This window comes from Solwaraspora sp. WMMD791 (assembly GCF_029581195.1).
Classification (GTDB): domain Bacteria; phylum Actinomycetota; class Actinomycetes; order Mycobacteriales; family Micromonosporaceae; genus Micromonospora_E.
The window spans coordinates 6,383,303-6,399,016 of sequence record NZ_CP120737.1; the positions used below are offsets into that span (position 1 = coordinate 6,383,303).

14 protein-coding genes are annotated in these 15,714 nt (G+C 72.2%); 10 read left to right on the forward strand and 4 right to left on the reverse strand.

Annotated elements, in window-relative coordinates; all coding sequences use genetic code 11:
• Nucleotides 1-14 precede the first annotated feature (14 nt).
• The 8 genes from mnmA to gatB all read left to right on the forward strand — a co-directional run bounded on the left by mnmA (nt 15) and on the right by gatB (nt 10,758).
• Nucleotides 15-1,088 carry a tRNA 2-thiouridine(34) synthase MnmA gene (gene mnmA / locus O7623_RS28850; protein ID WP_282226080.1) on the forward strand — a complete coding sequence of 358 codons (1,074 nt, stop codon included), beginning with the start codon at nt 15-17 and terminating at the stop codon, nt 1,086-1,088.
• 274 nt (nt 1,089-1,362) lie between these two features.
• On the forward strand, nt 1,363-2,322 hold the full coding sequence (locus O7623_RS28855; protein WP_282229632.1) for a methionine synthase: 960 nt from the start codon (nt 1,363-1,365) through the stop codon (nt 2,320-2,322).
• Between the two features lie 64 nt (nt 2,323-2,386).
• Nucleotides 2,387-2,545 (forward strand): hypothetical protein, encoded by a 159-nt coding sequence (locus O7623_RS28860; RefSeq protein ID WP_282226081.1) that lies wholly within the window; start codon nt 2,387-2,389, stop codon nt 2,543-2,545.
• 120 nt (nt 2,546-2,665) lie between these two features.
• Nucleotides 2,666-4,891 carry an NAD-dependent DNA ligase LigA gene (ligA, locus tag O7623_RS28865; protein ID WP_282226082.1) on the forward strand — a complete coding sequence of 742 codons (2,226 nt, stop codon included), beginning with the start codon at nt 2,666-2,668 and terminating at the stop codon, nt 4,889-4,891.
• A 239-nt stretch (nt 4,892-5,130) separates the two neighbouring features.
• Nucleotides 5,131-7,347 carry an EAL domain-containing protein gene (locus O7623_RS28870; protein ID WP_282226083.1) on the forward strand — a complete coding sequence of 739 codons (2,217 nt, stop codon included), beginning with the start codon at nt 5,131-5,133 and terminating at the stop codon, nt 7,345-7,347.
• An 81-nt stretch (nt 7,348-7,428) separates the two neighbouring features.
• The gene (gene gatC / locus O7623_RS28875; RefSeq protein ID WP_282226084.1) at nt 7,429-7,728 is read left to right on the forward strand and encodes an Asp-tRNA(Asn)/Glu-tRNA(Gln) amidotransferase subunit GatC; all 300 of its coding nucleotides are present in this window, start codon (nt 7,429-7,431) and stop codon (nt 7,726-7,728) included.
• Between the two features lie 3 nt (nt 7,729-7,731).
• Entirely contained in the window at nt 7,732-9,210 is a 1,479-nt protein-coding gene (gene gatA / locus O7623_RS28880; RefSeq protein WP_282226085.1) for an Asp-tRNA(Asn)/Glu-tRNA(Gln) amidotransferase subunit GatA, read from the forward strand.
• 42 nt (nt 9,211-9,252) lie between these two features.
• On the forward strand, nt 9,253-10,758 hold the full coding sequence (gene gatB, locus O7623_RS28885; RefSeq protein WP_282226086.1) for an Asp-tRNA(Asn)/Glu-tRNA(Gln) amidotransferase subunit GatB: 1,506 nt from the start codon (nt 9,253-9,255) through the stop codon (nt 10,756-10,758).
• A gap of 66 nt (nt 10,759-10,824) precedes the next feature.
• Here the strand turns inward: gatB and O7623_RS28890 are convergent, their stop codons facing one another.
• Both O7623_RS28890 and O7623_RS28895 read right to left on the reverse strand, forming a co-directional pair.
• Nucleotides 10,825-11,019, reverse strand: a complete 195-nt coding sequence (locus O7623_RS28890; protein ID WP_282226087.1) for a DUF397 domain-containing protein — start codon at nt 11,017-11,019, stop codon at nt 10,825-10,827.
• Nucleotides 11,010-11,801 (reverse strand): helix-turn-helix transcriptional regulator, encoded by a 792-nt coding sequence (locus tag O7623_RS28895; RefSeq protein ID WP_282226088.1) that lies wholly within the window; start codon nt 11,799-11,801, stop codon nt 11,010-11,012. Before O7623_RS28895 ends, O7623_RS28890 begins: the two co-directional genes overlap by 10 nt.
• Nucleotides 11,802-12,020: 219 nt before the next feature.
• Between O7623_RS28895 and O7623_RS28900 the strand changes: the two genes are divergently transcribed.
• Both O7623_RS28900 and O7623_RS28905 read left to right on the forward strand, forming a co-directional pair.
• The gene (locus O7623_RS28900; protein ID WP_282226089.1) at nt 12,021-12,332 is read left to right on the forward strand and encodes a hypothetical protein; all 312 of its coding nucleotides are present in this window, start codon (nt 12,021-12,023) and stop codon (nt 12,330-12,332) included.
• The gene (locus O7623_RS28905) at nt 12,325-12,597 is read left to right on the forward strand and encodes a hypothetical protein (RefSeq protein WP_282226090.1); all 273 of its coding nucleotides are present in this window, start codon (nt 12,325-12,327) and stop codon (nt 12,595-12,597) included. Before O7623_RS28900 ends, O7623_RS28905 begins: the two co-directional genes overlap by 8 nt.
• A gap of 101 nt (nt 12,598-12,698) precedes the next feature.
• On the opposite strand, the gene O7623_RS28910 is transcribed toward O7623_RS28905, so the two are convergent.
• Entirely contained in the window at nt 12,699-14,336 is a 1,638-nt protein-coding gene (locus O7623_RS28910) for a metallophosphoesterase (protein WP_282226091.1), read from the reverse strand.
• A gap of 44 nt (nt 14,337-14,380) precedes the next feature.
• Nucleotides 14,381-15,616: a PQQ-dependent sugar dehydrogenase gene (locus O7623_RS28915; protein ID WP_282226092.1), complete on the reverse strand. Its 1,236-nt coding sequence runs from the start codon at nt 15,614-15,616 to the stop codon at nt 14,381-14,383.
• Nucleotides 15,617-15,714: the final 98 nt, after the last annotated feature.

The window sequence follows — 15,714 nt, forward strand, 5'->3', positions numbered from 1 at the left end:
CAGGAGTGGGTACGGTGCGGGTGCTGGCGGCGATGTCCGGCGGGGTCGATTCGGCGGTGGCCGCCGCGCGTGCGGCCGAGGCCGGGCACGATGTGACCGGGGTGCACCTGGCGTTGGCCCGCAACCCGCAGACGTACCGCACCGGGGCCCGGGGCTGCTGCACCGTCGAGGATGCCCGGGACGCCCGTCGGGCCGCCGACGTGATCGGCATTCCGTTCTACGTATGGGACATGGCCGACCAGTTCCACGCCGACGTGGTGGACGACTTCGTCGCCGAGTACGCCGCCGGGCGTACCCCGAATCCGTGCCTGCGCTGCAACGAGAAGATCAAGTTCGCGGCGGTGCTGGACCGGGCCGTGGCGCTGGGCTTCGACGCGGTGGTGACGGGCCACCACGCCCGGCTGGGCCCCGACGGTCTGCTGCGCCGCAGCGTCGACGCCGCCAAGGACCAGTCGTACGTGCTCGCGGTGCTGGACCGGGCGCAGCTGGACCGGGCGATGTTCCCGCTCGGCGACTCGACCAAGGCGCAGGTGCGCGTCGAGGCCGCTGAGCGTGGCCTGGCGGTGGCCGACAAGCCGGATTCGCACGACATCTGCTTCATCGCCGACGGCGACACCCGTCGGTTCCTCACCGAGCGGCTCGGCAGCGCCCCCGGTGACGTGGTCGACGCGGTCACCGGGGCGGTCGTCGGCGGCCACGACGGGGCCTACGGCTTCACCGTCGGGCAGCGCCGTGGCCTCGGCCTCGGTGCGCCGGCGCCGGACGGGCGGCCCCGCTACGTGCTGTCGATCACACCGGTCAGCAACACGGTGACCGTCGGCCCGGCCGAGGCCCTGGACGTCAGCACGGTGACCGGCGAGCGTCCGGTGTGGATCGGGGGACCCCGCCCCGACGGTCCGGTCGAGGCGATGCTGCAGGTCCGGGCGCACGGTTCGGTGGTGCCGGCGGTGGTCGAGGTGAGCGCCGACGGGATGCGGGCCGAGCTACGTCGACCGCTGCGGGCAGTCGCCGCCGGGCAGGCAATGGTCGTCTACCGGCCGGACCCGGCCGGTGACGTGGTGCTCGGCTCGGCCACCATCACCGGGTGACCTGCCCGCCGTTCTCACTTTTTCCCGACGATCTTGCAGTTATCGAGAGCATTCGCCCGAATTGTCAATCGATAAGTGCAAGATCGTCGGGATGTTGGGCGGTGGGCGGGCGTGAGTGGGTAGAGTTCGTGGCCGTGACCGATCCGAGTGCGCCGTGACCGATCCAAGTACGCAGAGCGAGCCCCGGCAGAGCGAGCTCGGTGCGCGGGGCGAGCTCGGTGCGCGGGGCGAGCTCAGTGGGTCCTGGCCGTGGCCGGCGGGTGCCGCCACCGGCATCGGCTCACTGCCCGGCACCGACGTCGCCGAAGCCCAGCGGATCGTGCTGGGTGAACTGCCGCAGCTGCCGCACCTGGCGGAGCTGCCGGCCAGGGGCCCAGGGGCCGAGCTGATCGGGCGCGGCGCGGCCTTCCTGGTCGACCTGCCGATCGAGCTGTACGCCGGCCGCTGGCGGGTCGCGGCCCGGCCGGGCCGCGATCTGCGACACGCCCTCGACCTGCGGGAACGCGACCTCGACCAGTTGACCGAGCAGGCCGACGGGTACGTCGGGCCGGTCAAACTGCAGGCCGCCGGGGTGTGGACACTCGCCGCCAACCTCGACGTCGGGCTTGGCGGTCGGCTGGTCCGCGACCACGGTGCGGTCCGTGACCTGGCCGCCTCCCTCGCTGAGGGGCTGCGGGCCCACGTCGCCGACGTGACCCGCCGGGTGCCCGGCGCGAAGGTGCTGCTGCAGCTCGACGAACCAGCGCTGCCCGCCGTACTGGCCGGAGCGGTGCGCACCGACAGCGGACTGCACACCTACCGGGCGGTGGCCGCCAGCGTCGCCCGGGACCTGCTCGCCGAGGTGATCGCCACGGTCGGCGTACCGGTGGTGGTGCACTGCTGCGCGCCAGCCGTGCCGCTGGCGTTGCTGCGGGCCGCCGGCGCGGTGGCGGTCGCCGTCGACCTCGACCTGGTCACCGACCTGGATCCGCTCGGTGAGGCGATCGACGCCGGGCTCGGACTGTTCGCCGGCGCCGTGCCGGGTACACCCCGGCAGCCGGGTGCCGCGCCGACCTCGGCGCAGGCGGCCGACGCCGTGCGTACCCTCTGGTCGAAGCTCGGTTTCCCGGCGCAGCGGGCCGCCGCGCAGGTCGTGGTGACGCCGGCCTGCGGGCTGGCCGGCGCGACCCCGGCGTACGCGCGGACCGCGCTCGCCGCCTGCCGCGACGCCGGCCGACGCCTCGCCGAGATGTAACGGCACCGAGGGAGCACCGGCGGATCGTCGCGCGTGGTCACTGCAGCGGTTACGGTTGGTGGTGATGAGCTATCACGATGACGGCATCGACGGCCCGCCGGAGCGCCCCGGCTGGTGGACGATGTACCGCGGGCTGATCGTCGCCATCGTCGCCGTGGTGTTCGTGCTCTGCTTCCTGTGGTGCGCCGGCGTGGCCGTGTTCAGCCTGGTGCAGGGCCGGTGACCGGGCGGTAGCCGGGCCTGGAGTGCCGAGCCGTGGACGGCTTCGGCGCCGGGCGGTGGTCGGACTTGTCGGTGCCGACCGATACGGTGCGCAGATAGATCCGATCACGGAGGTCAGCCGGTGTCCGAGGAAGCCGTCCCGCAGCAGGTCAGCGCCGCCCAGCAGGCGCAGGCGGGCCAGGAGCCAGACGCGGTGGCGCGGGAGCGGCACGCCACCCTGGCCGAGGAGATCGACCGGCACCAGTTCCGCTACCACGTGCTCGACTCCCCGGAGATCTCCGACGGCCAGTACGACCAGCTGATCCGCGAGCTGAACCAGCTGGAGGAGCGGTACCCGTCGCTGCGTACCCCGGATTCGCCCAGCCAGCGGGTCGGCTACGCCTACGCCGACCAGTTCGCGCCGGTGACCCACGCCGAGCGGATGATGAGCCTGGACAACGCCTTCGACGACGACGAGCTGTCGGCCTGGGCGGAGCGGGTCGAGCGCGACGCCGGCGGCCCGGTCAGCTACCTCTGCGAGTTGAAGGTCGACGGTCTGGCGGTCAACCTCACCTACGAGCGCGGCGTGCTGGTGCGGGCGGCGACCCGCGGCGACGGCCGGGTCGGCGAGGACATCACCCCGAACGTCCGGACCATCCGGCAGATCCCGGAGCGCCTGGCCGGCGAGGCCCCCGAGCTGCTCGAGGTGCGCGGCGAGATCTACTTCCCGGTGGCCGCGTTCGCCGAGCTCAACGCCAGCCTGGTCGCCCAGGAGAAGGCGCCGTTCGCCAACCCGCGCAACGCCGCCGCCGGCTCGCTGCGGCAGAAGGACCCGAGGATCACCGCCGGGCGCGGGCTGCGGATGGTCGTGCACGGCATCGGTGCCCGGCAGGGCTTCGAGGCGGTACGCCAGTCCGAGGCGTACCAGCGGCTGGCCGCCTGGGGGCTGCCGATCAGCCAGCGCTGGCAGGTGGTCGACGACCTGGCCGGGGTGCGAGAGGTCGTCGCCTACTTCGCCGCCCACCGGCACGAGGTCGAGCACGAGATCGACGGGGTGGTCGTCAAGGTCGACGAGGTGGCCATCCAGCGCCGGCTCGGCTCGACCAGCCGGGCCCCCCGCTGGGCGATCGCCTACAAGTACCCGCCGGAGGAGGTCAACACCCGGCTGCTCGACATCAAGGTCAACGTCGGGCGGACCGGCCGGGTCACCCCGTACGCGGTGCTCGACCCGGTCAAGGTCGCCGGGTCGACGGTCGGCTTCGCCACCCTGCACAACGCCGGCGAGGTGGCCCGCAAAGGGGTCCTGATCGGCGACATGGTGGTGATCCGCAAGGCCGGCGACGTGATCCCCGAGGTGGTCAGTCCCGTGGTCGATCTGCGGACCGGTGCCGAGCGGGAGTTCGTGATGCCGACCGACTGCCCGGAGTGCGGCACCGAGCTGCGGTACGAGAAGGAGGGCGACGCCGACATCCGGTGCCCGAATCTGGACTGCCCGGCACAGTTGACCCGAAAGCTCGAGTACATCGCCGGCCGTAGCGTGCTCGACATCGAGGCACTTGGCGAGCGGTCGGCGATCGCGCTGGTCGATTCCGGTGCGGTCACCAGCATCGGTGGCCTTTTCGAGTTGAACGCCGACCGGTTGTCGGCGGTGGAGTTCTTCCGTAATCAGAGCGGGGAGCTGACCGAGAACGCGAAGAAACTGCTGGCCAACCTCGACGAGGCCAAGCAACGTCCGCTGTGGCGGATCATCGTGGCGTTCTCCATCCGGCACGTCGGCCCGGTCGCCGCCCAGGCGCTGGCCCGTGAGTTCCGGTCGATCGACGCCATCGCCGCGGCTACCCGCGAGCAGTTGGTCGACGTCGACGGTGTCGGCCCGGTCATCGCTGCGGCCGCCGCCGACTGGTTCGCCGCCCCGCACGCCCAGGAGGTGGTGCGCCGCTGGCGCGACGCCGGGGTACGGATGGCCGACGACGCCGCCGACGACACGGCCCCGCGCCCCCTGGCCGGAGTGACCGTGGTCGTCACCGGATCGCTCGCCGGCTACTCCCGTGACGAGGCCGCCGAGGCGGTCCAGTCCCGGGGCGGCAAGATCAGCGGCTCGGTGTCCAAGAAGACCGGGTTCGTGGTGGTCGGCGACAACCCTGGCTCGAAGTACGACAAAGCGGTGTCGCTCGGCGTACCGGTCCTCGACGAGGAGGGCTTCGGTGTTCTGCTCGCCGACGGTCCGGCGGCGGCCGGGGCGCTCGCCCGCCCCGCGCCCGAGCCCGCCGAGCCGGCCGAGGGCGCCGTCTCCGAGCCCGCCGGGACGACCGCGCCCGAGCCCGCCGGGACGACCGCGCCCGAGCCCGCCGAGACCGCACCGCAGTGACAGCGGCGCCGTGAGCGGACCGGCCAGGGCGAATATCGTGCGCCGGCAACAATTGGTCTACGCCATTGCCGCCCGGACCGCAGTATTTCCCACCGGAAGCCGCTGACCGCGTCTCAAATCAATCACGACCGCGCTTCGGTCCTGACCCGGTCGCCGGGCGTCCCTAAGGTGTATGGCGTCGGCGCGATGCCCGACCGGGCGAGCCGGCAACGGCCGGCCAAGCGCGACGGGAGGGGCAGATGGAGGCCGCGGCACTGCGGAACTCCGTACCTCCGGAGCGTGCGCCCCTGTTCTTCGGATACGTCGGCGGGGTCACCGCGGCTGCGGTCGCTGTCTGCGCCGCACCGCTGATCACGCTGCCGGCGCAGGTCCCGCAGCTGCCGGCCGCGTTCTGGCTGATGGCCGCGCTCGCGGTGGTCGGCGACGCCCGGCCGTTCACCCCGCCGGGCCGCCGGCGGCGCTCCGAGGTCTTCCCGTCGGTCTGTTTCACCTTCGCGATCCTGCTCGCCTGGGGGCTCGGCCCGGCCGTCGCGGTGCAGGCGGTCGCGGTGACGGTCTTCGCCTGGCGGGCCCGGCACGTGCCGTGGCGGGCGCTGTTCAACAGCTCGCAGTACGCGCTGGCGCTCGCCGCCGCCGCGCTGGTCGCCGGGCTGGCCGGGCCGGGTGCCTTCGCCGGCACCACCGACCTGGGCTGGAGTGACGTGGCGGTGGCGGTCGGCGCGGCCGCCGCCTGGTCGGCGGTCAACTACAGCACCGTCACCCTGGCGATCCGACTGCGCTTCGGCGGCCGGTGGTGGCGGGCGGCGCAGCGCGGTGTCGGGTTCGAACTGCTCTCCACCGGGTCGTTGCTGCTGCTCGGGCCGGTCCTGGTGGTGGCCGCACAGGCCGATCCGGCATTGATCCCGCTGGTCCTGGTGCCGCTGTACGCGGTGTACCGGATGGCCGCGCTCGCCAGTGAGCAGGAACGCTCGGCCCGGCTGGACCCGCTGACCGGGCTGGCCAACCGCAAGGCGCTGATCGTCGAGATCGCCGACCAGGTGCCGGTGCACGCCGAGGCACGTCGACGTGGCGCCACCGACGCGCAGATGGCACTGCTGCTTCTCGACCTGGACCGCTTCAAACACGTCAACGACGCACTGGGCCATCTGGTCGGGGACCGGTTGCTCGTCGAGGTGGGGCTGCGGCTGGCGATGGTGGTCCGGCCGCAGGACCTGGTGGTACGCCTCGGCGGTGACGAGTTCGCGATTCTCGCCACCCGGCTGACTGGCGCCGACCAGGCCCGCGACATCGCCGACCAGGTGGTGACCGCCCTGGCGGAGCCGGTCGCCCTTGACGGGTTGCCACTGGACGTGGGCGGCTCGGTCGGCATCGCCCTCTACCCGGAGCACGGCGAGGACTTCGCCACCCTGCTGCAGCACGCCGACGTGGCCATGTACGACGCGAAGGACACCGGCGACGGCACCGCCGTCTACGCCGCCGAGTCCGACCACAACTCCCCGGAACGGCTCAGCCTGCTGGCCGACCTGCGCCGGGTGCTCGACGTCAACGGCGCGCACGCCGCCGACCCCGGCCGGGAGGTCGACGACGTCGGTGAGATCACGATGTACTACCAGCCACAGGTGGAGGTCGCCACCGGCGAGGTGGTCGGGGTCGAGGCGCTGCTGCGCTGGCGGCACCCCCGCCGGGGCATGGTCGACCCCGAGGAGCTGATCAAGGTGGCCGAGCAGAGCGCGGTGATGCGTCTGCTCACCCGCCGGGTCGTCGACGACGTCGTCGAGCAGGTCGCCAAATGGGCGGCGACCGGGATCTCGCTGCGCGCCGCAGTCAACGTCAGCGTCCGCGACCTGCACACCGGGGAGATCGCCGACCAGATCGCCGACCGGTTGACCCGCTACAACCTCCCGCCCGACCAGTTGCAGCTGGAGATCACCGAAGGGGCGTTGATGGCCGACCCACGTCGGGTGCTGGCCACCATCTCCCGGCTCGACGCCATCGGGGTGGCGATCGCGCTGGACGACTTCGGCACCGGCTACTCGTCGATGCAGCACCTGCGCCGGCTGCCGCTGTCGGAGGTCAAGGTGGACCGGTCGTTCGTACTCGGGATGTCGACCGACACCGACGACGCGGCGATCGTCCAGTCGGTGATCGAGCTGGCCCGCGCACTGGGACTGCGGGTGGTCGCCGAAGGCGTGGAGGACGAGGCGTCCTGGCGACGGTTGCACGCCCTCGGCTGCCACGTCGCCCAGGGCTGGTTCTACGCCCGGCCGATGCCGGCCGACGAACTGGTCAGCTGGCTTGCCCGCTACCGGCCGCTGGCACCCGGCCCGCGCAACGACCCCACCGGCCCGCGCAACGACCCAGGCGACCCGCCGGACCCGCCCGCCGAGGCGCAGGGTGCGACGTCGGCCGACCCGCCCGACCCGCCCGATGAGCCGACCGGTGTGGCCGAGAAATAGACTCGTCGGGTCCGGTGCCGGCAGGCCACGCCGCGCGACGATCCGGGACGACCGTTCCACCACCGTACGAAGGGGGCGCAGATGGCCGCCATCTCCCGCGAGGAGGTCGCGCACCTGGCGCGACTGTCGCGGCTGGCCGTGACCGAGGACGAACTGGCGACGTTCGCCGGCCAGCTCGACGTCATCCTGCAGTCCGTGGCGCGGGTCGGCGAGGTCGCCGCCGACGACATCCCGCCCACCTCGCACTCGGTGCCGCTGACCAACGTACTGCGTGAGGACGTCGTCGTCCCCGGCCTGGACCGCGACGCCGCGCTCGCCGCCGCCCCCGACGCCGAGGACGGCCGGTTCCGGGTGCCGCGCATCTTGGACGAGGAGGTCTGAGCCATGTCCGAACTCACCAGGATGACCGCCGCGCAGCTCGCCGGCCTGATCGCCGACGGCAGTACCTCCGCCGTCGAGGTCACCCGCGCCCACCTGGACCGGATCACCGGTGTCGACGAGCGGGTCCACGCCTACCTGCACGTCGACTCCGAGGGTGCGCTCGCCGCCGCGCAGGCCGTCGACGCCGCCCGCGCGGCCGGTCAGCCACTCGGCCCGCTGGCCGGGGTGCCGATCGCGGTCAAGGACGTCGTCACCACCAAGGGCGTGCCGACCACCGCCGGGTCGAAGATCCTCGACGGCTGGCGGCCGCCGTACGACGCCACGATCGTCGCCCGGCTGCGCGCCGCCGGGATGCCGATCCTCGGCAAGACCAACATGGACGAGTTCGCGATGGGTTCGTCGACCGAGTATTCGGCGTACGGGCCGACGTACAACCCGTGGGACCTGACCCGGATCCCCGGCGGATCCGGCGGCGGCAGCGCGGCCGCGATCGCCGCGTACACCGCGCCGCTGGCGATCGGCACCGACACCGGCGGCTCGATCCGCCAGCCGGGCGCGGTCACCGGTACGGTCGGTGCCAAGCCGACGTACGGCGGCACCTCCCGGTACGGGCTGATCGCCTTCTCCTCCTCGCTGGACACCCCCGGCCCGTGCGCCCGGACCGTGCTCGACGCCGCGCTGCTGCACGAGGCGATCGCCGGGCACGACCCGCGTGACTCCACCTCCATCCCGGCTGCCGTGCCACCGGTCGTCGCCGCCGCCCGCGCCGGTGCCTCCGGTGACCTGACCGGGGTCCGTCTCGGCCTGGTCACCCAGTTCGCCACCGGCGAGGGCGTCGAGCCGGGCGTGCAGGCCGCGTTCCGTGACGCCGTCGACGCGTTGACCAAGCTCGGGGCCGAGGTCGTCGAGGTCTCCTGCCCGCACTTCGGCTACGCGCTGCCGGCGTACTACCTGATCGCGCCGAGCGAGTGCTCGTCCAACCTGGCCCGCTACGACGGCGTCCGGTACGGGCTGCGCAGCGGCGACGACGGCAACCGGTCACTGGAAGAGGTCATGTCGCTGACCCGTGACCAGGGCTTCGGCCCCGAGGTCAAGCGGCGGATCATGCTCGGCACGTACGCGCTGTCCAGCGGCTACTACGACGCCTACTACGGGCAGGCGCAGAAGGTCCGTACCCTGATCACCCGCGACTTCACCGCCGCGTTCGAGCAGGTCGACGTACTGATCTCGCCGACGACGCCGTTCGTGGCGTTCCCGCTCGGGGCACGCACCGCCGACCCGTACCAGATGTACCTGGCCGACCTGTTCACCATCCCGACCAACCTGTACGGCGGCCCGGCGATCTCGGTGCCGTGCGGGTTGGCCGACGGGCTGCCGGTCGGGTTGCAGGTGATGGCGCCGACGATGGCCGACGACCGGATGTACCGGGTCGCGGCCGCCCTGGAGTCGGCGGTCGGCACCCTCACCCCGCCGGAGCTCTGAGCCGCGACGTGCCGACCTGCGATCGAGAGTTGGAGCTGTGAGATGAGCACGACCGCGTTGCCCACGTACGAGGACGTCGTCGCCCGCTACGAGCCGGTGATCGGCCTGGAGACGCACGTCGAGCTGGGCACCAACACCAAGATGTTCTGCGGCTGCCCGACCGGGTTCGGCGCCGAGCCGAACACCCAGGTCTGCCCGGTCTGCCTCGGGCTGCCCGGCTCGTTGCCGGTGGCGAACAAGGCGGCGATCGAGGCGACGATCCGCATCGGGCTGGCACTCAACTGCTCGATCGCTGACTGGTGCCGGTTCGCCAGGAAGAACTACTTCTACCCGGACATGCCGAAGAACTACCAGATCAGCCAGTACGACGAGCCGCTGTGCGTGGACGGCTGGCTCGACGTCGAGGTCGACGGCGAGATCGTGCGGATCGGCATCGAACGGGTGCACCTGGAGGAGGACACCGGCAAGACGCTGCACGTCGGCGGCGCGACCGGCCGCATCCACGGCGCGACCGAGTCGCTGGTCGACTACAACCGGGCCGGCATCCCGCTGGTGGAGATCGTCACCAAGCCGATCCCCGGCACCGGTGACCGGGCACCCCAGGTGGCCCGCGCGTACGTCACCGAGCTGCGGGACGTGATCCGCTCGCTGGGCGTCTCCGACGTACGGATGGAGCAGGGTTCGCTGCGCTGCGACGTCAACACGTCGCTGACCCCGGTCGGGCAGACCGAGTGGGGCACCCGCACCGAGACCAAGAACGTCAACTCGCTGCGGTCGGTGGAGCGGGCGGTACGCGCGGAGATGCTGCGCCAGGCGTCGGTGCTCGACGCCGGTGGCCGGATCGTGCAGGAGACCCGGCACTTCCACGAGGACAGCGGCGACACCACGTCGGGCCGGTCCAAGGAGACCGCCACCGACTACCGCTACTTCCCAGAGCCGGACCTGGTGCCGCTCGCCCCGGACGCCGCCTGGGTGGCCGAGTTGAAGGCGGCCCTGCCGGAGCTGCCCCGGGTGCACCGCAAGCGGCTGCAGGAGCAGTGGGGGCTGACCGACCACGACATGCAGTCGGTGGTCAACGCCGGCGCGGTCGAGCTGATCGAGCAGACCGTCGCGGCCGGCACCACCCCGGCCGGTGCCCGCAAGTGGTGGCTGGGTGAGCTGGCCCGCCGGGCCAACGAGTCCGGTGTGGAGCTGGGCGCGCTCGGGGTCACCCCGGCACACGTCGCCGAGCTGCAGGGCCTGGTCGACTCGGGCAAGCTCAACGACAAGCTGGCCCGTACGGTCCTGGAGGCGGTGGTCGCCGGAGAAGGCACGCCGACCGAGGTGATGACCGCGAAGGGTCTGGGTGTCGTCTCCGACACCGGTGCGTTGACCGCCGCCGTCGACGAGGCGATCGCCGCCAACCCGGACATCGCGGCGAAGGTACGCGACGGAAAGGTCGCGGCGGCCGGTGCCCTGGTGGGCGCGGTGATGAAGACGACCAAGGGCCAGGCGGACGCCCGTACGGTCCGGGAGCTGATCCTGTCCCGCCTCGGCGCGCAGGGCTGAGGCGAGCCGCGCGCCTGCTACCGCTGACGAGCCGCGTCGGGCACTGCCCGACGCGGCTCGGGTCGGCTATCGGGCGGTGTGGCTGACGAAGGTCTGCCAGGCGGTGGGGGTGAAGGCAAGGGTGCCGCCGGTGCGGTCCTTGCTGTCGCGGACCAGGACCCGGCCGGGCAGGTTGTCGGCGACTTCGACACAGTTGCCGCCGGTGCCGTTGCTGCGGCTGCTGGTCCGCCAGGCCGGTCGAGGATCGGTGGTCACGCCCATCTGTCTGCCGCCTCCTGCATCAACGCCACGGACTGCTCGCTGGGCAGAGCGTACTCCCGCAGCGACTCCCAGGCATGCTCCAGTCTGGTCAGATCGGCCTCCAACTCGATGGTCTGGCCCTCCAGCGGCCCGTCGATGAAGCCCGCCGCCCGAGCCTCCAGGCTGGCCAGGGTGAACGGGCCGTTCAGCCCCGGGTAGGCGCCGACCCCGGTCGGCACCACCTGGAGCGAGATGTTGGGCCGGTCGCAGGCGGCGATCAGCGCCAGGATCTGCTCGCGCATCACCGCCGGGCCGCCGACCGCCCGGGTCAGCACCGCCTCGTCGATCACCCCGACGAAGCGGCACGGCCGCTCGGCCCGGTGCAGGATCTCCTGGCGGCTGAGCCGGTCGCCGACCGTGGTGTCGACGTCGTCGATCGCCACCCCGGCCTGGGTGAGCACGACGCGGGCGTACGCCTCGGTCTGCAGCAGGCCGGGCACCAGCATCGGCTCGTACCAGCGCAGGATGATCGCCTCCCGTTCGTGCTCCAGCCACGGGCGCAGCCAGACCGGGGCCCGCTCGGCCCGCAGCAGCAGCGCGTAGAGGGTGCTGTAGTCGCAGTTGAAGACCCGGTCGATGGCGGCGAGGTAGTCGAGCCGGATCGGCCGGACGCCGCGCTCGATCGAGCTGACGTGCTGGGCCGACCAGTGCAGGGCTGCCCCCCACTGCTCCTGGGTGAGCCCGGCCAACTCGCGTCGGCGGCGCAGTTCCGCTACCAGGTAAGCGCTTGCGGGTCCAGACATTCGCTTCCTCCATCTTCGCTACAGAATTGCTTTGCGGTGGGCAGGACTCACCCGGGCCCGGATGCGGGCGGTACGGGTGTGCTGCCCATCTTCCATTGCGGGGGTGGCGGAGTCCAGGGTGGAGGTGTGGCGAATTCGAGAAGGCGTCCATCGTTGTCCCGATGGGGGATTCATGGCGCAAGGAAGAATGGCAAAGATCAATTGCGGCCGACCGGAGTGGTGAGTCAGCCCGGTGCGGTACGCCGGCACGGCGTACTCGGCTGGATGTCGGTGCCGACCGGCAGCGCCGTGCCCGGCTACGTCGACCACCCGGTGATCGCCCGAGCCCGACACCTGGCCGCGATACACCTGCCCGACCCGATCACCGGATGTCCACGCTGCGGCACGATCGTCTGTCCGGCGCTACGGCTCGCAGTGGCCTATCTGGACCGGTACGACCGCGACGCCGCTCGGACCATCCGCCGGCTGCTGGACTCGGTCGGCATCTGGCTCACCGACAGCCCGACGATCGGGGCAGGTGGCGATGACTGAGCCGCTTACCCCGCCGCTGGTGCAACCGTGGGACATCATCGAGATCGGCGCGGCCGACTATCTCAACGGCGACGGAATGCTGCGACTCCGCGTCATTCACGTCCGAGCGGAAGCCGATCACCCGAGGATCGAATGGATTCATCTGCTCGGCAATCGGCTGCACGGCGACCGCGAAGGACAGATGATGATGGTGACCGTACGGGCATCGGCGCTACGCCGCCCCGGCGCGGTCAGCCGGCCGGCGCGCCACGATCGGGCGATCTAGAAGGATCGTGGTCGATATACCGGCCAGATCCTTCTAGACCGCGGTGGGGCGCTGGCCCGGGCGGGCCGGGCCGGGCATTGGTCAGGGCGGCTGAGTGCCGGTCAGGACGGGCTGGGTACCGGTGGACCGGGGACCGGGCTGGCCGGCCCGGGGCCGGCCGGGTCCGTGGTGGGCGTCGCGGACGGGTCGACCGGGTCGACCGGTGCGGCGATCACGTGCCGCTCCAGGGTGACCTGCGCCTGACCGGTGCCGCCGACCCGGATGTCGTCGTGCGCCTGCAACTGATCCTCGGCACCGAAGTAGAGCACCGACATGGCCAGCGGGGTCGGCTCCTCACCCTCCAGCCCGCGCAGCCCGGCCCCGCCGGTCGAGCCCTCCACCATCAGCAGGGTCGACTGCTCGCCCGGCACCTCGGCGAGCCGGCGGACCTCCCGGTTGTGGGTGTGCCCGGCCAGCACCAGCGGGGTGACGCCGGAGAGCGGGCCGGCCGACACCGGGTCGTGGACCAGGGCGATGTCCACCGGCTCATCGGCTGCCCGGATCGTCGCGGCGAGCTGCTCGCCGACCCCGATGACCTGCTCGGCCGCCGGCTTGGACAACCCGCCGTCGGCCGGGCTGGTCTGCTTGTCCGGGGTGAACCGGGGGTCGCCGATCCCGGCGATCCGCAGCCCGGCGACCTCGGTGATCTCGTTGTCCAGCACGATCGCGTTCGACTGGCCGGCCACCGCCTCCTGGGTACGGACCGAGTCGTGGTTGCCGCGGATGAACACGTACGGCACCTCCAGCAGGCCGATCGAGGCGACGTAGTTGGCCTCCGGCTCGCTGCCCCAGTCGGTGATGTCGCCGGTGTCGATGACGACGTCGATGTTGAACTGCTCGACGACGGTCCGGATCATCGACCAGCCGGTCGGGTTGAGGTGCATGTCGGAGACGTGCAGCACCCGGGTGGTGCCCTCGGCGGCCTCGTAGACCGGCAGCGTCGACACCGTCGTGTAGATCCGGCTGACGTTGGTGACGATGTGCTGCAGCTGCTCGGCGTACCGGTTGTAGTTGCTGGCGATCTGCTGCACGTCACCGACCACCGCCGGGGCGTTGACCAGCAGACCTTCGTACCGGGGCTCCTCGATCGCCTCCGGACGCAGGGTGAGCGCGGCGACCCCGACGCTGCCGCCGGTGACCAGCAGCGCCAGCGTGCCGGACCAGGCCACCCGGCGGGTGTCGCGGAAGACCAGCGCGGCGAGGATCAGGGTGGCCAGCACCGCCACCGCCAGGGTTCGGATGCCGAGCCGCAGCACCCCCTCGGTGACGTCGCTGACCACGGTCTGGCTGGCCCGGGTGATCGCCGCCGGGTCGTCGAGCAGCGCCAGGGTACGGCCCTGGTCGAGTGAGCCGAGCCGGATGGACAGCTGCACCGGCCCTTCGTGGCTGTCCAGATGCAGCGCGCCGAGCGGTGGGATCGCCACGGTGGTGCCGCCGTCGACCGCCGGGGTGACCGCCATCTCGGCCCGGAACGGCCCGACGTCGACCTCCGTACGGGCCCCGAGCAGGATGCCGATGGCGATGCCGGCCAGGCTGACCGCGACCACGGCCAGCGCGGTACCGGCCCGCCGGGTCGGCCGGGACCGGGCGGCCCGGCCGAGTTGGCGGGCCACGGCCCGGGCGAAGGGTCCGAGCCGCCGCACGGCGCGCCGTGGCCGGCCGCCGGCCGTACGGGAGTCGGTTGGTTGCTCGTCACTCATTGTCGAATCATGCCTGCCTGCTGGGGAGGGAAACGGCGGCCCGGTCAGCTGCGGCCGGCTCCGCCGTCGGCGAAGACCAGCCGGAGGATCCGGTCGTCCTCCGGAGCCGGTTCGCCCCGGCCGTCGGTGTTCGAGGTGGTCACCCAGACCGAGCCGTCAGGTGCCTGCACGACGGTACGCAGCCGACCGTACTCCTCGGTGAGCAGCGCGCGGGGCTGCCCGAACACGGTGCCGTCGTCGGTCATCTCGACCAGCCACAGCCGTTCGCCGCGCAGGCAGGCGGCGACGAGGACCCGCTCGACCATGGCCGCCCCCGAGCAGGAGGACTCCTCGGTCGGCCAGACGACCAGCGGATCGACGTACCGGTCGTCGTCGCCGGTGCCCTCGACCTGCGGCCAGCCGTAGTTGCCGCCCGGCTCGATCAGGTTGATCTCGTCCCAGGTGCTCTGGCCGAACTCGGTGGCGTACAGCCGGTCCTGGGTATCCCAGGCGATGCCCTGCACGTTGCGGTGCCCGAGCGACCAGACCAGTGAGTCGGCCGTCGGGTTGCCCGGTGCCGGCTCGCCGTCCGGCGTCATCCGCAGGATCTTGCCGCCGAGGCTCTCCGGATCCTGGGACAGCCCGGTGTCGGAGGCGTCGCCGGTGGTGGCGTAGAGGTACCCGTCGGGGCCGAAGGCGAGTCGGCCGCCGTTGTGGATGCCGGACACCGGGATGCCGGTGACGATCGGCTCCGGTTCGCCGCCGAGGGTGAGCCGGGCGATGCGGTTGTCCTGCGCCGTGGAGTAGTAGATGAACACGGTCTCGTCGGTGGCGTAGTCGGGGGAGACCGCGATGCCGAGCAGCCCGCCTTCACCGCCGCTGTCGGCCTGGTCGATCGTCTGCACCTCGGTGACGTCCAGCCCGTCGGTGCTGGAACCGGGCCCGACCTGCAGGATTCGGGCGCTGTCGCGCTCGGTGACCAGCGCCGCCCCGTCCGGCAGGAACGCCACCCCCCACGGCACCGCCAGCCCGCTGGCCAGCACGGTGACCGCGATCTGCTGGTCCACGCCGCCGCCGGTCGGGGTCGCCGTGGGGGCGGGGAAGGTGGGGGGCGCCCCAGCCTGGTCCGGCTCCGGCTCGCCGAACGTGCAGCCGCCGGCGAGCAGCAGGGCGGTCAGGCTGGCGGCGACGGTCGCGGTGGTCGTGCGGCGCGACAGACGGCGGTACGGCGACCAGCGGTACGACTGGCGGCGCGACGGCAGACGGGCGTTCACCCGCACCAGACTAGCCCGCTGCCCCATATCCGCATCCGACGGTGCCCCCGGAACGGTCAGGTAAGGGTAACCAAATTGCATCACCTTGCCTTAGGTAAGGATAGCCAAAATTATCGTTGTTCGGC